Annotated in this window: 19 protein-coding genes; 15 read left to right on the top strand and 4 right to left on the bottom strand. The window is 70.4% G+C overall.

Going from position 1 to position 25,145, the window contains the following annotated elements; genetic code table 11:
• Positions 1–173: 173 nt before the first annotated feature.
• A complete protein-coding gene (locus FKO37_RS44445) occupies positions 174–503 on the bottom strand; it encodes an MGMT family protein (protein WP_037815828.1) in 330 nt (109 codons plus the stop codon).
• Between the two features lie 116 nt (positions 504–619).
• Here FKO37_RS44445 and FKO37_RS44440 point away from each other — a divergent pair, with 116 nt between their 5' ends.
• The gene (locus FKO37_RS44440; RefSeq protein WP_238608661.1) at positions 620–3,793 is read left to right on the top strand and encodes an ATP-dependent DNA helicase; all 3,174 of its coding nucleotides are present in this window, start codon (positions 620–622) and stop codon (positions 3,791–3,793) included.
• Positions 3,790–7,170 (top strand): ATP-dependent DNA helicase, encoded by a 3,381-nt coding sequence (locus tag FKO37_RS44435; protein ID WP_037816381.1) that lies wholly within the window; start codon positions 3,790–3,792, stop codon positions 7,168–7,170. Before FKO37_RS44440 ends, FKO37_RS44435 begins: the two co-directional genes overlap by 4 nt.
• A gap of 3 nt (positions 7,171–7,173) precedes the next feature.
• Here FKO37_RS44435 and FKO37_RS44430 read toward each other — a convergent pair whose 3' ends face one another.
• Positions 7,174–7,557, bottom strand: coding sequence for a DoxX family protein (locus tag FKO37_RS44430; RefSeq protein ID WP_134668906.1), 384 nt, complete (start codon positions 7,555–7,557; stop codon positions 7,174–7,176).
• Positions 7,558–7,663: 106 nt separating this feature from the next.
• Between FKO37_RS44430 and FKO37_RS44425 the strand changes: the two genes are divergently transcribed.
• Positions 7,664–8,746, top strand: a complete 1,083-nt coding sequence (locus FKO37_RS44425; RefSeq protein WP_043836897.1) for a TrkA family potassium uptake protein — start codon at positions 7,664–7,666, stop codon at positions 8,744–8,746.
• Between the two features lie 316 nt (positions 8,747–9,062).
• Positions 9,063–9,533 carry a hypothetical protein gene (locus tag FKO37_RS44420; protein ID WP_308196595.1) on the top strand — a complete coding sequence of 157 codons (471 nt, stop codon included), beginning with the start codon at positions 9,063–9,065 and terminating at the stop codon, positions 9,531–9,533.
• A gap of 85 nt (positions 9,534–9,618) precedes the next feature.
• Here the strand turns inward: FKO37_RS44420 and FKO37_RS44415 are convergent, their stop codons facing one another.
• Entirely contained in the window at positions 9,619–10,806 is a 1,188-nt protein-coding gene (locus tag FKO37_RS44415; RefSeq protein WP_238608491.1) for a neutral zinc metallopeptidase, read from the bottom strand.
• Positions 10,807–11,434: 628 nt separating this feature from the next.
• Between FKO37_RS44415 and FKO37_RS44410 the strand changes: the two genes are divergently transcribed.
• From FKO37_RS44410 to FKO37_RS44390, 5 genes are read left to right on the top strand one after another with little or no spacing between them, the layout of a single operon-like run.
• Positions 11,435–12,610: a hypothetical protein gene (locus FKO37_RS44410; RefSeq protein ID WP_238608490.1), complete on the top strand. Its 1,176-nt coding sequence runs from the start codon at positions 11,435–11,437 to the stop codon at positions 12,608–12,610.
• Entirely contained in the window at positions 12,604–13,239 is a 636-nt protein-coding gene (locus tag FKO37_RS44405) for a DUF4129 domain-containing protein (protein ID WP_238608489.1), read from the top strand. Before FKO37_RS44410 ends, FKO37_RS44405 begins: the two co-directional genes overlap by 7 nt.
• On the top strand, positions 13,236–14,375 hold the full coding sequence (locus FKO37_RS44400; RefSeq protein WP_134734149.1) for a DUF4350 domain-containing protein: 1,140 nt from the start codon (positions 13,236–13,238) through the stop codon (positions 14,373–14,375). Before FKO37_RS44405 ends, FKO37_RS44400 begins: the two co-directional genes overlap by 4 nt.
• An 11-nt stretch (positions 14,376–14,386) precedes the next feature.
• A complete protein-coding gene (locus tag FKO37_RS44395) occupies positions 14,387–15,337 on the top strand; it encodes a MoxR family ATPase (protein WP_106961395.1) in 951 nt (316 codons plus the stop codon).
• Complete coding sequence (locus FKO37_RS44390; protein WP_238608488.1) at positions 15,338–16,618, top strand: DUF58 domain-containing protein; 1,281 nt, start codon at positions 15,338–15,340, stop codon at positions 16,616–16,618.
• A 57-nt stretch (positions 16,619–16,675) separates the two neighbouring features.
• Here the strand turns inward: FKO37_RS44390 and FKO37_RS44385 are convergent, their stop codons facing one another.
• Positions 16,676–17,680 carry a stage II sporulation protein M gene (locus FKO37_RS44385; protein WP_037815808.1) on the bottom strand — a complete coding sequence of 335 codons (1,005 nt, stop codon included), beginning with the start codon at positions 17,678–17,680 and terminating at the stop codon, positions 16,676–16,678.
• A 51-nt stretch (positions 17,681–17,731) separates the two neighbouring features.
• Here FKO37_RS44385 and FKO37_RS44380 point away from each other — a divergent pair, with 51 nt between their 5' ends.
• Genes FKO37_RS44380 through nudC form a run of 6 tightly spaced genes read left to right on the top strand, consistent with a single transcriptional unit; the run spans position 17,732 to position 24,902 of the window.
• Positions 17,732–18,580, top strand: coding sequence for an RDD family protein (locus tag FKO37_RS44380; protein ID WP_238608487.1), 849 nt, complete (start codon positions 17,732–17,734; stop codon positions 18,578–18,580).
• A gap of 4 nt (positions 18,581–18,584) precedes the next feature.
• Positions 18,585–19,688, top strand: coding sequence for a DUF2207 domain-containing protein (locus tag FKO37_RS44375; RefSeq protein ID WP_238608486.1), 1,104 nt, complete (start codon positions 18,585–18,587; stop codon positions 19,686–19,688).
• Entirely contained in the window at positions 19,685–21,205 is a 1,521-nt protein-coding gene (locus FKO37_RS44370; RefSeq protein ID WP_238608485.1) for a DUF2207 domain-containing protein, read from the top strand. Before FKO37_RS44375 ends, FKO37_RS44370 begins: the two co-directional genes overlap by 4 nt.
• 9 nt (positions 21,206–21,214) lie before the next feature.
• Positions 21,215–22,507 (top strand): pitrilysin family protein, encoded by a 1,293-nt coding sequence (locus FKO37_RS44365; protein WP_238608484.1) that lies wholly within the window; start codon positions 21,215–21,217, stop codon positions 22,505–22,507.
• The gene (locus tag FKO37_RS44360) at positions 22,504–23,895 is read left to right on the top strand and encodes a pitrilysin family protein (protein WP_238608483.1); all 1,392 of its coding nucleotides are present in this window, start codon (positions 22,504–22,506) and stop codon (positions 23,893–23,895) included. The genes FKO37_RS44365 and FKO37_RS44360 overlap by 4 nt, the downstream gene beginning before the upstream one ends.
• A complete protein-coding gene (nudC, locus tag FKO37_RS44355; protein ID WP_238608482.1) occupies positions 23,895–24,902 on the top strand; it encodes an NAD(+) diphosphatase in 1,008 nt (335 codons plus the stop codon). The genes FKO37_RS44360 and nudC overlap by 1 nt, the downstream gene beginning before the upstream one ends.
• Positions 24,903–25,145 lie beyond the last annotated feature (243 nt).

Below are 25,145 nucleotides of genomic sequence, written 5' to 3'. Positions count from 1 at the left end.
CGCCGAGGTGCGGGTCGTGCGCGACGGCCCGGTCAGGTGCGGCCCGGACCAAGCGGCGGGTTTCGGCAGAGGTCCGTGAAGGACTCCTTGGGGGAATCAGAGTCCCTCGGGGAGTCCTTCACGGTCGTCAGTATCGCGGACGCCGCAGCGTCAGCAGGAAGCTAAAGCCGTCACTAGAACAAGCCGACCGGCTCGTCCTCCCCGGGCTCGTCCCCGTCCGGGCGCCAGCGGTACTTCCGCAGGTCCACCTTGCCGCCGTCCGCGAGGACGCCCTCGGCGCGCAGTCGCTCCAGCTGTTCGTGCAGCAGATGCGGCGCGGGGGTCCCGTTCGCGCGGAGGATGCGGTGCCAGGGCAGGTCGTGGCCGTCCTCGGCGAGGGCGCGGCCGACCATGCGCGGAGAGGGAGCACCGGAGAGCGCTGCGACGTCGCCGTACGTCGCGACTGTCCCCGCGGGTACGTCGGCGATGACTGCGCGTATCCGCTCGTGCAGTTCGTCGTTCATGACCCGGGGAATGATAGTCCCGCCGAGGGGTGTGCCGGTGCGCCACCCGGGTGAGCGGGCATGGTTCCATCGCTGATGTGCACGTGCGGAGAGCAGGGACTGGGCAGGCGCGGCTGGTGCGCCCGCCGGTCCCCGCCGCACCCACGTTCACCTGGGACGAGGACGCTCGACGGCTGCTGTCGGCGCCCGCGGGATTCCGCCGCGTGCTCGGCGGGCCGGGCACCGGGAAGACGGCGCTGCTCGCCACCGCTGCCGCGCGCCGGATCGCCGAGGGGGCGGATCCGGAGAGCGTGCTGCTGCTCACGACGTCCCGCCGGGCAGCCGACGCGCTGCGCGCCGACCTCACGCGGCGGCTCACGTCGGACCCGGATCAGGAGTCTCCGCTGCCGCGCACGGTGAGTGAACCGCTCGTGCGCACAGTGCATTCGTACGCGTTTTCCTTGCTGCGCTTGGAAGCTCGCGCCGAGGAACTGCCGCCGCCGCGGTTGCTGGCAGGGGCGGAGCAGGACGTCGTCGTGCGCGAACTGCTGGAGGGCGACCTGGAGGAGGGCGCGACCGGCTGGCCGGAGCAACTGCGTCCGGCGCTGACCGTGCCCGGGTTCGCCGAGGAGTTGCGGGACCTGCTGATGCGGGCGGCCGAACGCGGGCTCGGGCCGGAGGATCTGACGGAACTCGGGCATCGCCAGGACCGCGAGGAGTGGGTCGCGGCGGGGCACTTCTGGGCGCAGTACGAGGAGGTCACCCAGCTGCAGGGGGCGGGCGGCAACGCGCTCGGCCTGCCTGCCGCGCCCGCGCTGGACGCCGCGGAGCTGGTGACGTCGGCGTTGCTCGCGCTGGAGGACGACGAGGAATTGCGCGAACGCGAGCGCGGCCGCGTCCGGCATTTGTTCGTGGACGACGCGCACCACCTGGATCCGTTGCAGGTGCAGCTGATCTGCACGATCGGGCACACCGCGGAGGAGTTCGTGGTGGCCGGTGATCCGGACCAGTCGGTGTTTTCCTTCCGCGGCGCGGACCCGAAATTGTTCGCCGATTCCGACAATGACGGCGACCGAACGGTCATGTTGACCACCTCGCACCGGCTCGCTCCGACGGTCCGGGCGGCGGTCGCGAAGCTCGGTGCTACGTTGCCGGGTGCCTCGCCGCATCGGAAGTTGGTTACCCCGCAAGGGAAACGCGGCGGCAAGGTGCGGGTGCGGCTGATGCCGACTCCGGCGGCGGAGGCCAGCTGGATCGCCGACCAGCTTCGGCGGGCACATCTCGTTGACGGAGTCCCGTGGTCGGAAATGGCGGTGCTGGTCCGGTCTCCAGCGCGGACTTTCCTTGTGCTGCAACGTGCCTTGCGTGCGGCTGGGGTGCCGATCGGTTCGGCCACTGAGGAATTGCCGCTGGCGAAGCACTCCGCGGTGCGGCCGTTGCTGGCGGTGTTGCGGATCGCGGCGGAGCCGGAATTGCTGGACGTCGACATCGCGGAAATGTTGCTGTCCTCGTCGCTCGGCGGGGCGGATCCGTTGGCGTTGCGACGGTTGCGGCGCGGTCTTCGTCGGTTGGAGTTGGCTGGCGGCGGGCAGCGGTCGAGTGATGAATTGCTCGTGGAAGCGTTGCGGGGCGGAGACATTCTCGTCGGTCTCGCTGACAACGAGGCGTTGCCGGTTCGCCGGGTCGGCAAGCTGCTGAGCGTCACGCACCAGGCGGTGAGCCGCGGCGAAAGCGTCGAGCAGGTGCTGTGGGAGCTGTGGCAGGCGAGCGGGCTGCAGGAACGGTTGCTGCGTCTGGTGGATCGCGGCGGCTCGCTCGGCGCGCAGGCTGATCGCGACTTGGACGCCGTGGTGGCGTTGTTCGATGCGGCGGGCCGGTATGCCGATCGGTTGCCCAAGGCGAGCGTCGCGGCGTTCGCGGATTACCTGTCGTCGCAGAACATCGCGGGGGACACGCTCGCACCGGCGGCCATTCCGGGTGAAGGGGTTTCCCTGCTGACAGCGCACGCTTCGGCGGGTCGCGAGTGGACAGTGGTCGCGGTAGCCGGGGTGCAGGAGGGCGCGTGGCCGGATATGCGGCTGCGCGGCTCGTTGCTGGGTGTCGAGCGGCTGGTCGACCTCCTGTCCGGAGTGGACGAACACGACAAGGTGTCCGCTATCGCGCCGATCCTTGCCGAGGAGCGGCGGCTGTTCTACCTCGCGGCGAGCCGCGCGCGCCGGACGCTGCTGGTGACCGCGGTCGCCGGGGAAGACGAGCAGCCGTCCCGGTTCCTCGACGACCTCGAGGAGAACGGCGCCGACGACGGCATGCTCGACTCCCGGATGAAACCGCCGGGCCGGTCGCTCGTGCTGGCCGAATTGGTGGGCGAGCTGCGCGAGGTCGTGTGCGACGACAAGACGGATCCGGAACGCCGGAAGCGGGCGGCGAAACAGCTCGCCCGGCTGGCCGCGGCCGGGGTTCCGGGGGCGCATCCGGACACTTGGTACGGATTGATGGAAGCGTCCACTGAGGACCCGGTGCACGGGCCTGGCGACCTGATGCGGATCTCGCCGTCCACTGTGGAGATCCTGGTGAAGTGTCCGCTTCGCTGGCTGATCGAGCGGCACGGCGGCAGCGATCCGGCGCAACTGGCGGCGGTGACCGGAACTCTGGTGCACGGTTTGGCGCAGGCGATCGCGGGCGGCAGCACGGAGGAGCAGATCCAGGCCGCGCTGGACGAAGCGTGGGTGCGCGTGGACGCCGGCGCGCCGTGGTTCTCCCGGCGTGAACGGTCCCGGGTGGAGCAAATGCTGCGCAACTTCGTGTCGTGGCTGGAAAAATCGCGGCAGGAGCTGATCGAGGCCGGGGTCGAGCAGGACATCGAGGTCGAGTTGCCGATGGGCGACGAAGAGGTGCGCGTGCTGCTGCGCGGGCGCGTCGACCGGGTCGAGATGGACAAGGACGGCCGTCCGGTGATCGTGGACATCAAGACCGGCAAGGTCCCGGTGTCCGGCGCGGACGCGGAGAAGCACCCGCAGCTCGCGGCGTACCAGCTGGCGGTGCTGCTGGGCGCGGTCGAGGGCAAGACGACGCCCGGCGGCGCGAAACTCGTGTATGTCGCGAAGGGGAACAACAAAACCGGGGCCACCCAACGGGATCAGGCGCCGATGGACGAGGACAACGGGCGCGAGTGGCTGGAACTGGTGCGCTCGGCCGCGGCCGCCGCGGTCGGTCCGGACTACCAGGCGCACGAGAACGCCGACTGCGACCGGTGCCCGGCGCGCGGTTGCTGCCCGTTGCGCCCGGAAGGCCGGCAGGTGACCGGACCGTGAGCCCGGTGGTGATCGCCAATCCCGTCGGGCCCGCGGAAATCGCCGACGCACTGGGGTTGCACCGGCCGACGCCCGAGCAGGCGACCGTGATCGCGTCGCCGGTCGAGCCGTCGCTGGTCGTCGCGGGCGCGGGCGCGGGGAAGACCGAAACCATGGCCGCGCGCGTGGTGTGGTTGGTGGCTAACGGAATCGTGAGCCCGGAACGCGTGCTCGGGCTGACCTTCACCCGGAAAGCCGCGCGTCAGCTCGGGGAGCGAGTGCGGGCGCGGTTGCGGCGGCTCGCTGGTTCGGGGCTGCTGGAGCGGATCGATCCGTCGGGCGCATTGCGGGCCACTGTGGTCGCCGGTGAGCCGACGGTGCTGACCTATCACGCGTACGCCGGGCGTTTGCTTTCGGAGCACGGGTTGCGGCTTCCGGTGCAGCCTGGTGTCCGGTTGTTGTCGGAGACTTCGTCGTGGCAGCTGGCGCATCGAGTGGTGTCCACTTGGGACAATGACCTGGACACCGACCGCGTGCCGCCCACGGTCACCGCACAGCTGCTCGCTTTGGCCGGGGAACTTGGCGAGCATCTGATCTCGACGGAGAAGCTCGGCCAGTACACCGAGTGGCTGTGCGAGGTCATCGAGAATGCTCCACGGGCTAAAGGCCAGCGCGCGTCGCTGCCGGTGAAGCTGCAGGAAGTGCTGGCAGCGCAACGGTTCCGGCTGGCGCTGCTGCCGTTGGTCGAGGACTATCATCGCCGCAAACGGGCGGAAGGTGCGCTCGATTTCGCGGATCAGATGTCTCTAGCGGCGCAGCTCGCCGACGGATATCCGGCGGTGGTGGCGGGGGAGCGCGAGCGGTACGGCGCGGTGCTGCTGGACGAATACCAGGACACCGGGCACGCGCAACGAGTGTTGCTGCGGTCGTTGTTCGGCGGCGTTGAGCATTCGCCGATGCCGGTGACCGCGGTCGGCGACCCGGCGCAGGCGATTTACGGCTGGCGCGGCGCGAGCGCGGCGAACCTGCCCCGGTTCACCACGGACTTCCCGCGCCGTGGCGAGGAACGGCTCGAAACCGCGCACGAATTCGGGCTGCTCACCAGTTTCCGCAATCCGCCGGAAATCCTGGAACTGGCCAACGCGATCTCGGAACCGTTGCGGCAGCGCGGACTTGGCGTTGAACGGCTACGCGCGCGGGACGGCGCCGGTCCGGCGGACATCGCGGTCGCGCTGTTGCCGGATGTGCGCGCGGAACGCGAGTGGGTCGCTGACGCGATGGCTCAGCGTTGGCATGCGGAGAAAGAAGAATCCGGCAAGCCCCCGACCGCCGCAGTGCTGGTGCGCCGCCGGGCGGACATGGCGCCGATCGCGGCGGAAATGCGGATGCGCGGGCTGCCGGTGGAGGTCGTCGGCCTCGGCGGGTTGCTGGACGAACCTGAGGTCGCCGACCTCGTGTCCACCCTGCGGGTGCTCGCCGATCCGCTGGCCGGCAGCGCGGCCGCTCGATTGCTGACCGGTGCGCGCTGGCGGATCGCGGCGGCGGACGTCGCGGCGTTGTGGCGGCGGGCCAACGAACTCACCTCACCCGAGCCTCGGGCGAAGGAGGGTGAAGAACCGGAACTGGTCGCCGAACGCGCGGAACAGGCCGGGCTGATCGACGCCGTCGACGAACCCGGTGCGCCTGAGCGGTATTCCGCGGAGGGGTACCGGCGAATTCGCCGTCTGGGCGCGGAATTGACGGCGTTGCGCCGTCGGTTGGATCAGTCGCTGCCGGAATTGGTGGCGGACGTCGAACGCACGATGCTGCTCGACGTTGAATCGCTCGCCCGACCTGGGTCAGCGGGTCGCGCGCATTTGGACGCGTTCGCCGAAGTCGTTACTGACTACGCCGAGACAGCGCCGACAGCGACTCTTTTGTCCTTTGTGGACTACCTGAACACCGCTGCACACGCGGAAGACGGCCTCACACCTGGCGAGGTGCAGGTGGTGCCGGATCGCGTCCAGGTGCTCACTGTGCACTCAGCCAAGGGGCTGGAGTGGGAAGTGGTGGCGGTCCCGCATCTGGTCGCTGAGGTGTTCCCGGGCAAGCGTCGTTCGTCGTCGTGGTTGCGTACTTCTACCGCGCTGCCCGCGCATTTGCGCGGTGACGCGGCGGATCTGCCGAAGCTGCAGATCGCGGAAGGCTATGACCGCAAAGAAGTGCAGGAAGCGCTGGAACTGCACGAGGAAGGATTCGTCGCCCGCGAGGCCGACGAGGAACGACGGTTGTGTTACGTCGCGCTGACCCGTTCCGAGCGGGCGCTGCTCGTTTCCGGGCATTGGTGGAACGAAAGCAGTACGCGAGCCAAAGGGCCGTCGATCTTCCTCTCCGAAATCGCCGAGGTGATGAACGAGGCCGATCCGCCGCTGGGCGTGGTGGACGTCTGGGCCGAGGAACCGGAGGAGGGCGAGGAGAACCCGCTGGTCGCGGACTCTCGCACGGCGCAGTGGCCGGTGGACCCGCTGGGCGAGCGGCGGTCCGGCGTCGCCACCGGGGTGGATCTGCTGCTGGCGGAAATGGCCGTCCTGGAAGAGGAACCGGAGCGCGAACCGGAAGCCGAGCCGCTTCCGGCCGCTGACGACGACGAAATCCCGTTGCCGCCGGAACCCGAGGACGAAGAAGAATTCCTGCCGGACGACGAGTACTTCGAAGACGACGAGGACGTCATCGATCCGGAAGACCCGGACGGCTGGGCTGCCGACACCGACGTCCTCCTCGCCGAACGCGCGCGCTCGCAGTCCACTGTGGATCGCGTTGCGCTGCCCGCGCAGCTGAGCGTGAGCCAGTTGGTGGACCTGGCGTCCGATGCGGACGCTCTGGCGCAACGCCTGCGCCGTCCGCTTCCGTTGCCGCCCAATACTTTCGCTCGTCGCGGCACCGCGTTCCACAGCTGGCTGGAGCAACGGTTCTCCGGCGACCGGCTGCTGGAGATCGACGACCTCCCGGGCGCGGCCGACGTCGGCGAAGCACCGGATACCGATTTCGAATCCCTGCAAGAAGCTTTCGAGAACAGCGAATGGGCCGACCGGGTCCCGGTCGCCGTGGAGGTGCCGTTCTCCGCGGACGTCGAAGGCATTACCTTGCGCGGCCGGATGGACGCGGTGTACGCGGACCCGGACGGCGGCTGGACCGTCGTGGACTGGAAAACCGGTTCCGTCCCGTCCGAAGAACGGCTGCCGGCCTTGGCTATTCAGCTCGGTGCGTACCGATTGGCATGGGCCGCGCTGAAGAAAGTGCCGGTGGAACGGGTGCGTGCGGCCTTCCACTATGTCCGGCATGGACACACGCTGCGCCCGGCCGACCTGCTGGACGCGGAAGGCCTGCGCGCCTTGCTGCGCAACGTTCCGCAGGAATAGAAGCTAGGCCCGATCCCGGACGGTCAACGCCCAGTTCACCAACGGCCATTGCAGCGGCAACCGAAGCCACGCCACCGCGCGGTCGCGGGCCGGACGGCCGCGCCGCTGATAATCCAACGCCATTTTCACATTCCCCGGAAACACCCCGACGAACAGCAGCGCCGCCGCCAATCCGCCGAGCCGGCGCGTGCGCGGCATCGCGATCCCGGCGGCGACGGTCAGCTCGGCGACGCCCGACGCGTACGTCCAGGTGCGCCGGTCACCGGGCAATTCCTTCGGGACCAGCGCGTCGAACTGCTTCGGCCGGGCGAAGTGCAGAACGCCCGCCCCGGCGAGGACGGCGGCGAGAAGAAGCGCTGGACGTTGCGACGCGCGAGGCTCGGACATGCGGCAAGCCTGCCACAGCATGATCGCCGCGACGGGTGTGCGGGTGCTCCGATTGGGTTATCCTCCCGGCTGTGAGTGACGCCGAACGCGCGCGGGGAGCCGGTGCATGAAGGCCTTGAAACGGCTGCCCCTCAACGTCCGGTTGAACGACCGGCCCGACCACGAGCTCGTCGGCGTGATCCGGATGCCGGAGCTGACCGTCAGCCCGATGCGGTCGATCGTCAAGCGGATCATCGGGGCGATGCTGGCGCTGCTGGCGACGGTGCTGATCGTCTATCTCGACCGGGACGGCTACCGCGACGCGAACGGCGACGGCCTTTCCCTTCTCGACTCGCTTTATTACGCGACAGTTTCCCTCTCGACCACCGGCTACGGCGACATCGCTCCGGCCACCGCGTCCGCGCGGCTGGTGAACGTCATCGTGATCACGCCGCTGCGGGTGCTCTTCCTCATCGTACTCGTCGGGACCACCCTGGAAGTGCTCACCGAGCGCTCCCGGCAGGCGTTCAAAATCCAGAAGTGGAGGACGAAGGTGCGTGACCACACCGTCGTCGTCGGTTTCGGCACGAAGGGCCGCTCGGCGGTCAACGCGCTGCTCGGCGACGAGGAGGTGCAGGCCAACCGCGTCGTGGTCGTCGACACCGACCAGCAGGCGCTGGACGCGGCGAGCGCGCTCGGCCTCGTCACCGTGCACGGCTCGGCGACCAGGGCGGACGTCCTGCGCGTCGCGGGCGTGCAGCACGCACGGGCCGTAGTGGTCGCTCCGAACCGCGACGACACCGCCGTGCTGGTCACCCTCACCGCGCGCGAGCTGGCCCCGAAGGCGCACATCGTGGCGTCGGTGCGCGAGGCGGAGAACGTGCACCTGCTGAAGCAGTCCGGGGCCAACCAGGTCGTGGTGTCGAGCGAGACCGCCGGGCGGCTGCTCGGGATGGCGACATCCACTCCGCTTGTAGTGGACATGGTCGAGGACCTGCTGACCCCGGAATCCGGGCTGGCGATCGCCGAGCGAGGCATCGAACCAAGCGAGGAAGGCGGCTCGCCCCGGCACCTGGCGGACACGGTGCTCGGCGTGGTGCGCGACGGGGTGCTTTACCGGGTGGACGCTCCGCAGGCGGACGCGCTGGAGCCGGGGGACCGGCTGCTGTACGTCAAGAAGGTCACGCAGGTGGATCACATCGAGCGGTGAGGTGCGGTGGGCTCGCTGGGGTTCGGTTGGGTTCGGGGCGGGGGATGCGCCGGGTGCCGCGTTGAGTGGGCGGGGTGTGCCGAACGCCGCATCGAGGCCTTCTCGGTTGCGTGTGGCGAGATGCACCGACCGCGGCAGGGACGCTCGCCGGGACAGAGACGCAGCCCACCACCCCGAGTCAGGACAGACGCGAGGGCTGACCAGCGCCGGGTAGCGGGCAGCATCCACCGGCAGCGGCGGACGCGACCTCGCCCGGGGTCCCCCGTGCGCGGGCACCTCACTGGGTTTTGCCCCCGGCATCTGGAAGCATGGCGTCGTGCAGGTTTCCGACCCCCCGCATAAGAGCGCGGTCAAGCGGTGGCTTCAGGTGGGCATCCCGGTCGCGGTCGGGGTGCTCGTCGTGGTCCTGGTGTGGCTCGCCGGTCCGGGGATGCTCGGCATCCGCGCGAAGTCTCCTGGTGCGCCGGTGGACGCCCAGGTCACCAAGGCCGTCGACTGTTCCGTTCCTGGGGCGGCCGAATCGGTCTCGTTCCAGCTCGGCGGCAAACCGCGGCAGGGCACCCTCGACAGTTGCGGGCACGGGAAGGACGAGCATCTCCAGGTGCTGGTCCCGGACGACGCCCCGGCGGACGGGATCGTCTCCGTCACCATGCCGGACACCTCGGCGGGCGCGCAGGACCTCCGCGCGCCGATCGCGCTGGCGCTGCTGGTGTTCGCCTGCTTCTGCGGCGGGATGTACGCGTACCTGGTGATCCGCGGTCCGGGCAAGCTCGCGCTGCTCAGCTGACGCGGCCCGAAGCACGGCCGCAGCGGGAAACCACTACATCCGTAGTGCCTGGACGCGAACCACTACGGGCGCAGTGGCTGCCAGGTCAGCTGACGTCCGACGAGGAAGCGGCGAAGGTGTTGCAGTCCGCGATCCGGTTGTCCTTCGCCCCGGCGCGCCACCACTGCGCGTAGTGCGCGTTGGTGCCGTGGTCGTGGCTGCGGGAAGTGTTGTCCCCGCGGGTTTCCTGGTCGTTCCAGGCCTTGTTGTACATGTCGCGGGTGATCGTGCCGCCGCGGTCGACGTGCGCGCCCAGGAACATTCCGGAGAAGCACTGCGCTTGGAGTTCTTTGCGGCGCGACATCTCGAGGCCTTCGGGGCTGTTCTGCCCGGCCGCGTAGATCTTCTGCCACGCGGCGTCCATGATGCCCGCGACTTCCTGCACGTGGTGGCCGTACTCGTGCGCGAACAGCGCCAGGTAGACGCCGGGATTGTTGCCGTACTGGTCGGTCTGCAGTCCCTTGAACGGAACGTACAGATTGTTCTCGCAGTAGTACGCCGCGGTGGCGATGCCGACCTGGATGGTGCCGCATTCGGTGTCGAAGCTCGGGCCGGTCGGGAAGTGCAGCGCGGGCGGCGTGAACGGCAGGTTGTAGGACTCGAGGAACGGGCCCCACGCCGCGTCGAGGCATTTGCTCGCGGCGGTGAAGAAGGCTTCGGCGCCGTCCTGCGTGCTCGTCCACGGCGGGAGGTTGCAGACACGGTTCTGCAGGCCGGCGTTGGGATCCTGCAGGATCGGGTGGTCGGCCAGCTTGAGGATCTTGTGCGGGCCGGCGCTGGTCGAGGTGCTCGGGCTTTCCGACGGACTGCTCGGCGTGCTCGAAGGGGCGGACGAGCCGCTGGTCGGCGGCAATTCGTAAGCGGACGACGGCGACGGCGGCGCGGCCTGGTAGCCGGCGTTGCTCGGCCCCGACCCGCGGTTCAGCGAAACGATCGCCACGACGCCCAGCGCCAGCACCGCGACCGCGCCGAGGCATAGCCCGACGATCAGCCCGGTCGGCTTGCGCGGCGGCACCGGATAGGACGGCGGCGGCTGCTGCCACGGCGGCCCTTGCGGCGGCGGGCCCTGAAACGGCGGTTGCTGCCCCTGGTACGGACCCTGCCCGGGCTGGGCCTGGTAGCCGCCTTGCGCCTGGCCCGGGTACTGGCCCGGCGGCACCGGTCCTTGACCCGGCACCGGCGGGGGTTGAACGGTCCCGCGTGGCGGCACCTGGCCGTAGGGCGGTTGCGTCATCAGGGCAGTCCCGGTGGGTCTCGGCGCGGGCCGGGCGTCCCCCGGCTTGCCGTTCAGCATATCGGGGGACGCCCGGCCCGCCGCAGCACTTCGCCGGACTGGCTTCCCGTCCGGACGTCCCCCCAGGTCTGGCCGGGTGCGGACGGCTCTGGAAGAGTGACGGCAGCAACCGCAAGGGCCGTGCAGACGAGGGGCTCCGATGACAAATTCACCCGGTTCGCCCGGGCCGGGGGACGACACGCCTACGCCGAGCCGGGGCTTCGCCGCTCCCGATCCGGACGCGTCCGCCGCCACCCCGCCGGAGACCGGCGAAACGGACACCTCGTCCGCGCCGTCCGGCACGAGCGCCGGAATTTCGTCGTCCGCCAGCGAAAACGCCGCTTCGACCGGGACGAATCCGGCTGCCGGGACGAACCAGACCGGCGCGGATCCTTCGGCTGGCAGCGAAAATCCCGCTGGTGCGACGCCACCGTCGAGTGGCTCGAGCGGTTCGGTCGGTGGGACTTCGCCTTCGGCCGGTGAGGATCCTGCGCCATCGCAGCCGGGCTGGGTGAGCCCGGGTGGCGCGACGCCGCAGTCGAGCGGCTCGAGCCCTGCTGGCGCGACATCCCAGCCGAGCGGCGAAAGCGTGACTCCGCAGCCGGGCAGCGAAAGCCCCGCGGGCACGACGTCGCAGTCGAGCAGCGAAAGCTCCGGCGCCACCCCGCAGCCGGGCAGCGAGACCTCGGCCGGAGCGGCTTCGTCCCCCGGCGCGACCCCGTCGCAGCCCGGTGCGTTCCCGCCGCCCGGTGGGACTCCGCCTCCGGCAGGCGGCGCACAGTGGCAATCCCCGGGCCAGCAACCGCTTCCGCAGTACCCGGGCGGCGGCTACGGCCGTCCCGGCGCGGGCTGGGGCCCGAACGGGCTGGGCAAACCGGGCGTGATCGCGTTGCGTCCGTTGAACGTCGGCGACATCCTCGACGGCGCGATCACCGCGATCCGCCGGTATCCGCTGCTGATCCTCGGGGTGTCCGCGGTCGTCGCGGTGATCTCGGCGGGGCTGAACCTCGTCGCGTCGCTGTGGCTGGTTCCCGATTTCAACCGGGTCGCCCAGCTCGGCCCGGCCGCGACTCAGCAACAGCAGCTCGACGCGGCCTACAGCTTGCTCGGCTCGGCGCTCACCTCGCTGCTGCCCGTGCTCGTGATCTCCATGCTGACGCAGACTTTCCTCACCGGCTTCCTCACCGTGGTGATGGGCAAGGCGGTGCTCGGCCGTCCGGTCGACTTCGGGTCGGCGATGCGCGAAGCCGCGCCGCGTCTGCTGCCGCTGCTGGCGGTCACTGTCCTGTACACGTTGGCCACGATGGTCGCGGCGGTGTTCTGCCTGATCCCGGCCGTGCTGCCGTATGTGTTCTGGTCGCTCGCCGGTCCGGCGCTGGTGCTGGAACGCGGCACCATCGGGCAGGCGTTCACGCGGTCGCGGCAGCTCGTGGCCGGGATGTTCTGGCGGGTGTTCGGGGTGCTGCTGCTGGCGGCCGTGATCAGCTGGCTGATCTCGGCGATCATCGGCATTCCGTTCAGCCTCGGCTCGGGCGCGTTCAGCGGCATCTTCGACCCGCAGGCGACCCTGCCGACGGTGACGACCGGCGGCCTGGTGCTGCAGTCGGTCGGCAAGGTGATCGCGGAGACGATCGTCATGCCGTTCACCGCGCTGGTCACCGTGGTGCTCTACATCGACCAGCGGATGCGCCGCGAGGGCATGGACATCGAACTGGCCAGGGCGGCGGGCATCCAGCCGCCGCAGCCGCCGCGGCAGGCGTGGTGATCGGCTTCCTCGCCGACGTCCCGGTCGACATCGACCGGGACCCCGCCCGGCTGCGGGCGATCCAGGAACTCACCGATCCCGGTTACGCGGCCGCGCGGCCGGGGGTGCTCGAACGGTTCTGGCAATGGCTCGGACAGCGGATTTCCGAGCTGTTCGACGCGTTGTCCGGAGTGCCCGGCGGCCCGCTCGGCCTGCTGCTGGTGGTGGCGCTGCTGATCGTGCTGATCGTGGTCGTGCGGCTGCGGGTCGGCAAGGTCGGCCGGGCGGCGAAAACGTCCGGCGAGGTGTTCAGCGGACGGCGGCAAACGGCGGACGAGTACCGGAAAGCCGCCGAGGAAGCCGCTGCTCGCGGCGATTTCTCCGACGCGGTGCGGGATCGGTTCCGCGCGCTGGTGCGGGGAATGGAAGAACGCGCGCTGCTGGACGTCCGCTCCGGCCGGACCGCCGACGAAGCCGTCGCCGAAGCCGGGAGGTTCCTGCCGGACCTGGCTGTTGACCTCATCGCCGCCGCACGGCAGTTCGACGACGTGCACTACGGCGGACGGCCGGGCACCGAATCCGGCTACCGCACATTGTCCGAATTGGACGATCGCGTCCGGCGTGCCCGACCGGTGCTGGCGGACGCATGAGCACGGCCGTTTCGCCGGATCTGCGCCGAATTTGGCGCGGTGCCCGGGTTCCGCTCGCGCTGCTCCTGCTGATCGTGATCATCGCACTGGCCATTGTGCTCAGTCGCGGCAAACAGACCAGCGGCGAGTTCGACCCCGGTTCCTACGAACCGCGCGGAAGTCACGCGCTCGCGCATTTGCTGGAGCAGCAAGGCGTTCAGATCCGCGCCGCGCATTCGCTTGCCGAAGCGCGCGAGGCCGCCGACGGCGGAACCCTGCTGATCACCAACCCGCAGTTGGTGCCCGCGAACGGGTTGGCCGATCTGCGCCGCCGGGTCGCGCACCTCGTGCTCGTCGCGCCCGGCTCGACCGCGCTGGACATGGCCGCGCCGACTGTTTCCTCGGCGGGGGCGGGAGACATCCGTACGCTGCAACCGGATTGCACGGTCGGCGCGGCGGTGAGCGCGGGTTCGGTCACGCTCGGCGGACGCCATTACCGCACGGACGACAAGACCGCGCGTGCCTGCTATCGCGACGGCGGCGAACCGACTTTCGTGCAACTGGCCGACCGGACTGGCACCGTGACCGTGCTCGGCTCGGCGGAAGCGTTCACCAACGACCAGATCGCCAAGGAAGGCAACGCGGCGTTCGGCATGCGGCTGCTGGGCGATCACCGGCAGCTGATCTGGTACGTCCCGTCCACAGAGGACCCCGCGCTGGACAGCGAAAAGAAGCCCTTCGTCGACCTGATCCCGCCGGGCTGGCGATACGGCGCGCTGACCGTAGGGATCGCGATCGTCCTGTTCGCACTGTGGCGCGCGCGACGGCTCGGGCCGGTGGTGCGGGAACCGCTGCCGGTGGTCGTGCGGTCGGCGGAAACGGCGGAGGGCCGGGCCCGGCTGTACCGGCGGGGCGGCGCGACCGGGCACGCGGCGGAAACCTTGCGCGAGGCGGCCCGGACGCGGCTGCGGAAGAGACTGGGATTGCCGCGCGACGCCGGTCCGCCCGCGGTGGTGGAGACGGTGAGCGCGCGGACCGGCCGGGCGCCGAACGAGGTCGGGGCGGTGCTGTACGGCCCGTCGCCGTCCGACGAGGCGGCGCTGGTGCGGCTGGCGGACGAATTGGACGCGGTGGAACGAGAGGTGGAGCGTTCTTGAGTACCGAACAAATGCAGGACGCGCGGGCGGCCCTGATCGCGTTGCGCACCGAGGTCGGGAAGGCCGTGGTCGGCAACGACGCGGCCGTCACCGGGCTCATCCTCGCGTTGCTCTGCCGGGGGCATGTGCTGCTGGAAGGCGTGCCGGGCGTCGCGAAAACGTTGCTGGTACGGGCGTTGGCGGCGTCGCTGGACCTGAAGACGACGCGGGTGCAGTTCACACCGGACCTGATGCCGGGCGACGTCACCGGGTCCATTGTGTACGACGCGCACAGCGGCGAGTTTTCCTTCCGCGAGGGCCCGGTTTTCACGAATCTGCTGCTGGCCGACGAAATCAACCGGACGCCGCCGAAGACGCAGTCGTCGCTGCTGGAGGCGATGGAGGAACGGCAGGTGTCGATCGACGGCACCTCGCGTCCGCTGCCGGATCCGTTCGTCGTGGTCGCGACGCAGAACCCGGTGGAGTACGAGGGCACCTACCCGTTGCCCGAGGCGCAGTTGGACCGGTTCCTGCTGAAGCTGACCATGCCGGCTCCGTCGCGCGAGGACGAGATCGGCATTCTTTGGCGGCACGCACAGGGTTTCGACCCGCGCGACCTCGCTGCCGCGGGCGTCCGTCCGGTCGCTGGCGCGGCGGATCTCGCTGCCGCTCGGGAAGCGGTCGCGAAGGTGACCGTCGGCCCGGAAGTGATCGGCTACGTCGTCGACCTCTGCCGCGCGACGCGGGAACTTCCGGCCGTGCGCATCGGCGTTTCTCCGCGTGGCGCAACGGCTTTGCTCGCCGTGACGCGTGCGTGGGCGTGGCTGTCCGGCCGGGATTACGCGACGCCGGACGACGTCAAGGCACTCGCCCGTCCCGCGCTCCGGCACCGGCTCGACGTGCGGCCCGAAGCCGAACTCGAGGGCGTGACCGCGGACGGCGTTCTCGACCGGGTGCTGGCCTCCGTGCCGGTGCCGCGCTAAATGGCCGTCACCGGGCGGCTCGGGCTGCTGGCGCTCCTGGGGGCGCTGGCGGTCGGGCTGCTGTTCCCGTCCGGCACCGGCGTCGCGGTCGTGGTCGCGGTGCTGCTGGTGCTGGTCGTCGTGGACCTCGTTCTGGCCGGGAGTGTGCGAGCGCTGCGGTTTTCGCGCAGCGGCACCACTTCCGTCCGGCTGGGGGAGCCCGCCGAGGTCACGCTGACCGTCACGAATCCCGGCGGACGCACTGTTCGCGGCTCGCTGCGGGATGCCTGGCCGCCGAGCGCCGGTGCCGACGACCGGCACCCGCTCGCGGTTCCTTCCGGCGAACGGCGTGCTCTCGTCACCCCGCTGCTGCCGACCCGCCGCGGCGACCGTATTGCGGCCCGGGTGACCGTGCGCGCGGTGGGCCCGCTGGGGTTGGCCGCGCGGCAGGGTTCGCACGAGGTGCCGTGGACGGTTCGCGTGCTGCCGCCGTTCCACAGTCGCAAGCATCTGCCTTCGCGGCTGGCTCGGCTGCAGCAGCTGGACGGCCGCAACGCGGTGCTGATTCGGGGCCAGGGAACGGAATTTGATTCCTTGCGCGAGTACGTCATCGGCGATGATGTCCGGTCGATCGACTGGCGCGCGACGGCCCGCGCGTCGGACGTGATGGTGCGGACGTGGCGTCCGGAACGCGACCGGCAGGTCGTTCTGGTGCTGGACACTGGCCGCGTTTCGGCGGGCCGAGTCGGCGACGCGCCCCGCTTGGACGCGGCGATGGACGCGGCGCTTTTGCTGGCCGCGCTGGCTTCCCGCGCGGGGGACCGGGTCGATCTGGTGGCTTACGACCGGCGGGTGCAGGCTTCGGTGCCGAACGCTTCGACGCCGTCTTTGGTGAACGCTTTGGCGACGATCGAACCGTCACTGGTCGAGACGGACGCGCGGGGCATGGTGGCGGAAGTGCTGCGCCGGACCCGTCGGCGGGCTTTGGTGGTGCTGCTGACCGGGTTGGAACCGGCACCGTTGCAGGAGGGGCTGTTCCCGGTACTGGGGTCGTTGACCGCACGGCACGAGGTGCTGGTGGCTTCGGTGGCGGACCCGCGGGTCGCGGAGATGGCGGCTTCGCGGGGTTCCGCGGAGGCGGTTTACGACGCGGCCGCGGCCGAACGGGCGTTGGCGGACCGGGAGTCCTCGGTGGCCTGGCTGACCCGGCACGGGGTCGGGGTGGTGGACGCGGTGCCGGAGGAACTTCCGCCTGCGCTCGCCGACCGCTACCTGGCCCTGAAAGCCGCAGGCCGGTTGTAGGTCCGTGAAGGGCTCCTTGAGGGAATCTAGGTCCCTCAAGGAGCCCTTCACGGACTTCTACCCAGCCTCGGGAAGCGCGTCTCCGGCAGCCCGCCGGTCCACGTCCCCGGTTTCGCCGCCCAGCGCGGCTCGGCGTCCCAGCGTGAACACGTACGTCAGGAACAGCAGCTCCACCACCGCCCCGATGCCGATGCGCAGCCACGTCGGCCAGCCAGACGGCGTCACGAACGCCTCGATCACGCCCGACACCAGCAGCACGCACGCCAGTCCCAGCGCCATCACCACCACCGAACGGCCCTGCTCGGCCAGCGCCGCGCTACGCGACCGGCGGCCCGGATCCACCACCGTCCAGCCGAGTTTCAGTCCGGTCCCGGCCGCGATGAACACCGCCGTCAGTTCCAGCAGACCGTGCGGCAGGAGCAGGCCCAGCAGGACATCGCCGCGGCCCGCTGAGGACATCAGGCCGATCGCGACCCCGGCGTTGAGCGAGTTCATCCACAGCGCGGCGATCACCGGCAGGCCGAGCGCGACGCCCAGAAACAGGCACGTCGCCGCGACCCACGCGTTGTTCGTCCACACTTTCGCCGCGAACGACGCCGCTGGGCCGTTCGAGTAGTACGTCTCGTATTGGCCGCCGGGCGCGGTCATCGCCTTCACCTCGTCCGGCGAGACCAGCGACGCGCGCACCTGCGGGTCGCCCGCGATCCACACGCCCAGCACCGCCATCACCGCGACCGACAGCAGCGCCGCCGGGATCCACCAGCGGCGGCTCAGGTACACCGCGGCCGGGAAGCGGTGGGTGAAGAAGAGCCCGACCTCGCGCCACGCCGGGCTGTGCGAACCGGCGACCGCCGAACGGCCGCGTGCGACCAGGGCCGACAGCCTCGCCAGCAGGGCCGGGTCGGGTGCGGTCGAGCGGATCATCGACAGATGCGTCGCCGCCCGCTGATAGAGCGTGACCAGCTCGTCTGCCTCCTGACCAGTCAGCCTGCGCCGTCCGGCCAGTTCGCCGAGCCTGCTCCACTCCGCGCTGTGCGCCGCGACGAACACGTCGACGTCCACCGGCCACCTCCTCTCCCGCCAGGATAGAGGCAGGCGCTCTACGCTGGCCTCGTGCAGGAAGAGTCCGATCTCGTCACCGGTGAGGCCGTCGTCCTCGACCTGCGGGTGGCGAAGCTCGCCAGCCGCGCGGTCGCGATGCTGCTCGACGTCCTCGTCCAGGCCGCGTTGCTGCTGCTCGTGCTCGTCGCGCTGATGCTGACCGCGGGGTCGTTCGACTCGGCGCTCACCGTCGCGCTGATGCTGACCGTGTTCGTGCTGGTGGTGATCGGCTATCCGGTGCTGTTCGAAACGCTCAGCCGCGGCCGTTCGCTCGGCAAACTCGCGCTCGGCCTGCGCGTGGTGCGCCTCGACGGCGGCCCGATCAGCTTCCGGCACGCGCTGACCCGCGCGCTCGCCGGCTTCTTCGTCGACTTCTGGGCGCTCGGCTTCCTCGGCGCGGTGGCCGTCATCGTCTCGCTGACGTCGTCGAACGGCCGGCGCGTCGGCGACTATCTCGCGGGCACCCTGGTGATCCGCGAACGCGTGCCGCAGTCCGCGCAGGCGATTCTCGTGGTGCCGCCCGGTCTGGAGGCGTGGGCCGCGCACTTCGATCTCAGCGGCCTCACCGACGACCTCGCCATGGCCGCCCGCCAGTACCTCGGCCGCTACCACGAACTGCGCCCGGAAGCGGCCGCGTCGCTCGGTTTCGGCCTGGCGCAGCAGGTTTCCGCGGCGATCGGGGTGCCGATGCCGTACGGGATGCCGCCGTGGGTGTTCCTCACCGCGGTGCTGGCCGAACGCCGCAACCGCGACCACGCCCGGCTCGCGCCGATGCACTACGGCCCGCCCGCCTCCGCTCCGCCGCCGGTCCAGCCTCCGGCGCCGCCGAAGTCCGACAACCCCTTCACCCCGCCGAGCTGAGGACATGCTCGCCGACGACGTCACCGTCACCACCGCGCAGGACGGTCAGCTCACGGTCATCGAGCGCATCGTCACCGACGCCCCAGCCGTCCACCGCATCGCGGAACGCGTCCCGGTCACCGACGACGAGGACCGGCTTTACTCGATCACCGATCTGCAGGTCTCCGGTGCCGCTGCCGCCGACGGAACGACGGTCACGGTCACCGGGCCGGCGACCGTGAAGTACATAGTGGACGGTGCGGTCGCGGCTGGGCAGGTCCGGTTTCAGCTCACCGGGGGCTGGGATCGGACGGTTGATCGGGTCACGGCCGCCTTCAACGGGCCGGAAGTGTCCACTGCGGACTGTTACGCCGGTCAGCCGGGATCGTCTCGGCAATGCACGTTCTCCGAACTCCGAAGCGGGGGAGCGCATGCCGAACAGAACGGTCTGCGCCAAGGGGAACGGATCGATCTGGCAGTCCAAACCGGACCGTTGCCGGACAACGCCCGCTTTGTCCCGACTGGACCGCTGGCTGTTTTCGCGCCTGGATTTCCGACCGTCCTCAGTGGTCTCGCGTTAGTGCTCTACCTGCTCATCGGTGCCAGCGTGCTGCGTCGCCGCACCAGGCCGCGCGGCGAACTCGACCTCACCGGCACGGTCCTCGACCTCGTCGCTCGCGGTCATCTGCACATCGCCGACGGACAGGTCAGCCATGGCGAAGCCGATCCGCTCACGCCGTTCGAGCAGGCAGTCAAGACCGCCTTCCCGCCGGGTCCGCTCGCTGCCGCGCGGCCGGATCAGGATGAGCTGCGCGCCCTTCTCGGCGCCGAAGCACATCGCCAAGGCTGGCTTTCCGCGAGGCAGCCGCTCGTCCGCTGGGCCGGGCTCATCCTTGCCGCTGCGGGCATCGTGACGACCGTCGTCCTCGCCCTCACTGTCGGCGAGGCGCTGATCGGCGTCGCGCTCCTGATCGCTGGAATCGCCACCTTCGCCGCCGCTCCGCTGGTTCAACCCCGCCGTGGCCGCGCGTTGGGGACTCCGGCCGGGCGGGTCGAATCTCCGTTGGCGGCAGAGATCGGCGCGATCCAAGCCATGGCCGAACGACGCTCGGCGGTGTCCGCGCAATGAAACTCGCCGCGCTGCTGTTGATCCCGTTCCTCTCCGCGACACCCGCTGCGGCGCAAGATCAGCCGTCGCTGCCCGGTCTGCCGCAGAGTGTCGAAGTGGCCCTGAAGGTCCAGCGCGACGGCAGCCTCTCCGTCACCGAGGCAGTGTCGGTGCCGCGCGACACCTCGATGACCCGCACCATCCCGTTGCGCGCCAACGACCGCGTGCTCGGCATCCACGACATCAGCATCGAAGGCGCGGGCAACGCCGAATCCGGCAACGACCAAGTGACCTTCTATCTGCGTGGCGGAACGTCCGTGCTTCGGTACACAGTGGACGGTGCGGTCGGCACGAGCCTCGGCGTCGAGCACGTGACCTGGGACGTCGCCGGCGGCTGGGACACCCGTCTCGAACTGGTCCGCGCGACCTTCGCCGCGCCCGCCATCCCGGACGCGCTCAGCTGCCTCGCCGGTCCGCCCGGTTCGACGACCCGCTGCGGTGCCGCGCAGATCGACCACTCCGGCCTGACCCGCGTCTCGGTGCCGAAACTAGAGCCCGGCTCCCGCATACAGCTGACCGCCGAACTCCCCGGCGGCACCGTCGCCGCAACCGAGAAGCTCATCCCCAGCGGCCCCTTCGTCGCGACCGCGCCAGTGTGGTGGTCGTGGCTGGCCTTCGCCGTCCTGTCGATCGCCGGTGCCGTCGCGGTGTACGTACGCCGCCGACGCGACCAACAGCCCGGCCACGCCACCCCCGTACAGCTCCTCGACAACGGCCGCTTCTCTTCGCCCGACGGCGTGCTCCCCGGGCACGTAGGGCTGCTTCTCACCGGACGCGTCAGCTCCGTCGACCTAGCCGCGACAGTGCTGGACCTATGCGTCCGTAACTACCTATGGATCAGCGAAGAAGGCCCGCGCAACTGGGTCCTCGTACGCCGCAACCCACCCGACGAACACCTCACGGCCTTCGAGCGCGCGGTGTACACAGCCGCCGTGCCCGGCGAAGCCGCGACGCTCGCCGAAGTCCGCGAAGCGGGCGTACGCGAACTAGCCGCCGACACTGTCCGTCGCGGCTGGCGCTCCCCGAAGCGACTGTCGAAGATCGGCCCGCGGCTATGTGGGTACGGCGTTTTCCTCACCGTCCTGCTGGCCTTCACCGTCGGTTACGCACAACTCGGGTTGGTGCTTCTCGCCACCGGCATCGTGGTGACGGCAGCCGCGCGTCTCCTGCCGGAGCGGACGAAGGCCGGACTGGACCTCCGAGACCGCCTTCTCGGCCTTAACGCACAGCTGCGCACGATGGAAGCGCCGGACGACGAACTGCTCGGCTCTCGCGCGCTCCCGTACGCGTACGCGCTGGGGGAAGCAGACGCTTGGCTAGTTAACGCTTGTTCGCTGTCGGCGTACTGGTACGGCAGCTCCGGCGAGGACGCCGTGCCGTTGGCGCGGACCAGCGGATTCGTGACCGCACTGACCGTCGCGTTCGAGGGCGTGAGGGACCTCCGACCGGACGAGCCGAAGACGCCCGCGCCTGCGTAGGGTGGAGGCATGGCCGATCCCGAGCTCTTCCGTTTCACGATCGACAACGGTCTGCGCGTGGTGCTCGCTCCTGACCCGACCGCGCCGGTGGTCGGGGTCAGCGTGCACTACGACGTGGGCTTCCGTTCCGAGCCGGAGGGGTTGACCGGCTTCGCGCACCTCTTCGAGCACCTGATGTTCCAGGGCAGCGAAAGCCTGGAGAAACTGGCGCACTTCCGGCACGTGCAGTCCAGCGGCGGCACCTTCAACGGTTCCACGCACCCGGACTACACCGACTACTACGAGGTGTTGCCCGCCGCGGCGCTGGAACGCGCGCTGTTCCTCGAGGCCGACCGGATGCGCGCGCCGAAGCTGACCGCGGAGAACCTGGCGAACCAGATCGAGGTCGTCAAGGAGGAAATCCGGCTGAACGTGCGCAACCGGCCGTACGGCGGATTCCCGTGGATCCTGCTGCCGCCGGTGCTGTACTCCACCTTCGCCAACGCGCACGACGGCTACGGCGCCTTCGAAGACCTCGAGGGCGCGACGCTGGACGACTGCGCCGCCTTCTTCGACACCTTCTACTCGCCGGCCAACGCGGTGCTGACCGTCGCGGGCGACTTCGACGTGGAAGAGGCGAAGGCGCTGGTCCAGAAGCACTTCGGCGACGTCCCGCACCGGCCGGCCCCGGTCCGTCCGTCGTTCTCCGAGCCGCTGCCCACCACGCAGCTGAACGGCGAGCACACCGACCCGCACGCGCCGCTGCCCGCGCTGGCCGTCGGCTACCGGATGCCGGACCCGATCAACGACCTCGACGGCTACCTCGCGTACCTGGTGCTGGCGGGCGTGCTCACCGACGGTGACGGTTCGCGGCTGCAGCAGCGGCTGGTGCACGTCGAACCGCTGGTGGTCGACGTCGGCGCGGGCGCCGGGCTCTTCGGCCCGTTCGAGGCGCGCGATCCGGACACGTTCACCATCACCGCGATCCACCCGCCGGACGTGCCGCGCGAGCGCGTGCTGGCCGCGCTGGACGAGGAGCTGGAGAAGCTCGCGTCCACGCCGCCGGACGACCAGGAGCTGAAGAAGGTCACCGCGCGCTGGGCGGCGAGCCTGCACGCGGAGCACGACCGGCTCGTGTCGCGCACCCTGGCGCTCGGCGCGTTCGAACTGCTCTACGGCGACGCGTCGCTGGTCTACCAGCTCGCGGACCGCCTGTCCGCGGTCTCCGGCGAAGCTGTGTCGGCGGCGGCGAAGGCGCTGCGCCCGGACGCGCGCGCCGTGCTCGTCGTGAAGCCCGCAAGCACCGAAGGGACGGAACAGTGACCTCGGCTGAACAGGTCAAAGCCGCACACCGCAGCGCCGAGGAGATCGGCCGCACCGCCGCCGGACCGCGGCCGCTGCCCGCGCTGGGGCACCAGCGCGCCGCCGCCGATCTGTCCCATGTGGACACCACGCTGTCCAACGGGCTGCGCGTGCTCGCGGTGCGCAAGGCGAGCGTCCCGATGGTCGAACTGCGGCTGTGGATCCCGTTCGCGGGCGAGGACCGGATGCACGCGGCCACTGCCGAGGTGCTCGCGGAAACCGTGCTCACCGGCACCGCGCGGCGCGACCGGGTGGAAATCGACGCCGAGGTCGCGCTGATCGGCGGCGACCTCAACGCGGGCGTGGACCCGGAGCGGCTGTACTTCGGCGGCACCGCGCTGTCCGACGGTCTGCCGACGCTGCTGGACGTGCTCGGCGACGTGCTCACCGGAGCCACGTACGGCGACGCGGAGGTCGCGCGCGAGCGAGAGCGGCTGATCGAGCGCATCGCGGTGTCGCGGACGCAGCCGCGCACCATCGCGCGCGAAGCACTGCAGAAGCACCGGTACGGCGACCACCCGGCGACCCGCGAGGTCCCGCAGGCCGAGGACGTCGCCGAGGTGACTCCCGAGCAGGTGCGCGCGCTGCACAACGCTTCGGTGCTGCCGCGCGGTGCGGTGCTCGTGCTGGTCGGAGACCTTGACCCGCAAGAGATTCCGGCCGAACTGGAGCGCGCGCTCGGCGGCTGGAAGTCGGACCGTTCGGCCGTGGTGCTGCCACCGCTGCCCGCGCTGACCGGCGGCAACGTCCTGCTGGTTCCGCGTGCCGGCGCGGTGCAGTCGCAGATCCGGCTGTCCGCGCAGACGGTGCCGCGCGTCGACCCGCGGTATCCGGCGCTGCAGCTGGCGAACCTGGCGTTCGGCGGGTACTTCTCCTCGCGGCTGGTGGAAAACATCCGCGAGGACAAGGGATACACCTACGGCGCGCACTCGGGCTTCGAGTTCACCGGCGACACCGCAGTGGTCAATGTGGACGCGGACACCGCCAACGAGGTCACCGCGGCGGCGTACCTGGAAACCCGCTACGAGCTGTTCCGGCTCGGCACCGTGCCGCCGACGGCCGAAGAGGTCGAATCGGTGCGGCAGTACGCGATGGGCTCGCTCGTCACCGGCACGTCGTCGCAGGGCGGGCTCGCCGGGCAGCTGATGGCGCTGGCCTCGAACGGCCTCGGCATCGAATGGCTGCAGAGCCACCCGGAGCGGCTCGCGGCGGTCACCGCGGAGCAGGTCGCCGAAGCCGCGGCGGAGTTCTTCGCGCCGGGCCGCTTCACCGGAGTCGTGGTCGGCGACGCGGACCTGCTCGCGCCGAAGCTGGCCGCGCTCGGAGTTTCCACCAGCGAGAAGGACTGATGAGCGTTCCGTTCGAACTAGGGGCACTGCCGACCCTGTCGCGTTCCACAGTGGACCGGCAGGAAACCTTGCGCACCAACCCGGAGCGGCTCGCCGCGAAATGGTCGGAAGCCCGCGTGGTGCTGCTCGACGACACCGGCCGCACGCCGGTCCTCGAGGGCGGCTCATCGCTGGCCACCCGCAAGGCGATGGACTTCGGCACCGAACCGCCCGCCGACGCGGTGTTCCTCGGCGAGTGGGAGGACGTCGACTACTGGTCGCTGCCCGGCTCCATCGAGGGCGACGTCGACAGCGTCCGGCTGGCGGGCAGCTGGGGTGTGATCGAAGAGGTCCCGCGCGCCAACGGCGAGCTGTGGGTCGAACTGCGCGGCTACGGCGAGCAGCTGGACGACACGTCGGCCGGGCTGTTCACCACCGCGCAGGCGCTGCGGCACTGGCGGCGGCAGTCGCGCTTTTGCACCCGGGACGGCTCGCCGACGCAGCTGATCCAGTTCGGCTGGGCCAGCCGCTGCGAAGCCAAGGGACACGAGGAATACCCGCGCACCGACCCGGCAGTGATCTGCCTGGTGCACGACCTCGACGGCGTCAACGGTTCGCACGTGCTGCTCGCGCGCCAGCCGATCTGGCCGCCGGACCGGTATTCGGTGCTCGCCGGATTCGTGGAGGCGGGGGAGTCCCTGGAGGGCTGCGTCGTCCGCGAAATCCGCGAGGAGGCCGGGATCGAGGTCGGGGACGTGCGGTATCTCGGCAGCCAGCCGTGGCCGTTCCCGCGCTCGATCATGCTGGGCTTCACCGCGCGCGCGGACCGCAACGCGCCGCTCGTTCCCGCTGAGGGCGAGATCGAGGAAGCGCTGTGGGTGTCCCGTGCGGACGTCCGGGCCGCGTTCCGCAACGCCGGAACCGGGGTGCCGACGCCGATCGCCGGTGGCGCGTCGAATCTGCTGCTGCCGGGGAACTCGTCGATCGCCCGCGTGATGCTGAAAGCGTGGGCGGACGCCGAGGAGTAACTCTCACCCGCGATGCGAGTCTCTGGGCCTCGTGAGCGGCGACGCCGGTTCTAACCGGTCTAGCCACTCACGAGGCCCAGTTGCGTTGCGGCCTTCCCGCCCCGGACCACGCCCTGCCCGCGGTCCGCCTCGGCCAACCCTGCGCGTTCGCCTGGTCACCCTGCGCCTAGCGCGGACATCCCGCGGTATCAAGCCGTTACCGCGCTGTTTCCCGAGCCCATTGACGGCGTGTGGCCGCGCTCA

Origin of the sequence: Amycolatopsis sp. Poz14 (genome assembly GCF_006704225.1) — a bacterium.
Lineage (GTDB): Bacteria > Actinomycetota > Actinomycetes > Mycobacteriales > Pseudonocardiaceae > Amycolatopsis > Amycolatopsis nivea.
The sequence above is the reverse complement of the archived record's forward strand: the minus strand, read 5'-3'. Positions and strand labels throughout refer to the sequence as shown.

What these genes read in the sequence shown, in the direction of transcription:
- FKO37_RS44445 (WP_037815828.1), bottom strand. Translation starts at nt 503, where the DNA reads ATGAACGACGAACTGCACGAGCGGATACGCGCAGTCATCGCCGACGTA.
- FKO37_RS44390 (WP_238608488.1), top strand. Translation starts at nt 15,338, where the DNA reads ATGGCCGTCACCGGGCGGCTCGGGCTGCTGGCGCTCCTGGGGGCGCTG.
- FKO37_RS44415 (WP_238608491.1), bottom strand. Translation starts at nt 10,806, where the DNA reads ATGACGCAACCGCCCTACGGCCAGGTGCCGCCACGCGGGACCGTTCAA.
- FKO37_RS44395 (WP_106961395.1), top strand. Translation starts at nt 14,387, where the DNA reads ATGCAGGACGCGCGGGCGGCCCTGATCGCGTTGCGCACCGAGGTCGGG.
- FKO37_RS44365 (WP_238608484.1), top strand. Translation starts at nt 21,215, where the DNA reads ATGGCCGATCCCGAGCTCTTCCGTTTCACGATCGACAACGGTCTGCGC.
- FKO37_RS44400 (WP_134734149.1), top strand. Translation starts at nt 13,236, where the DNA reads ATGAGCACGGCCGTTTCGCCGGATCTGCGCCGAATTTGGCGCGGTGCC.
- FKO37_RS44370 (WP_238608485.1), top strand. Translation starts at nt 19,685, where the DNA reads ATGAAACTCGCCGCGCTGCTGTTGATCCCGTTCCTCTCCGCGACACCC.
- FKO37_RS44430 (WP_134668906.1), bottom strand. Translation starts at nt 7,557, where the DNA reads ATGTCCGAGCCTCGCGCGTCGCAACGTCCAGCGCTTCTTCTCGCCGCC.
- nudC (WP_238608482.1), top strand. Translation starts at nt 23,895, where the DNA reads ATGAGCGTTCCGTTCGAACTAGGGGCACTGCCGACCCTGTCGCGTTCC.
- FKO37_RS44375 (WP_238608486.1), top strand. Translation starts at nt 18,585, where the DNA reads ATGCTCGCCGACGACGTCACCGTCACCACCGCGCAGGACGGTCAGCTC.
- FKO37_RS44425 (WP_043836897.1), top strand. Translation starts at nt 7,664, where the DNA reads ATGAAGGCCTTGAAACGGCTGCCCCTCAACGTCCGGTTGAACGACCGG.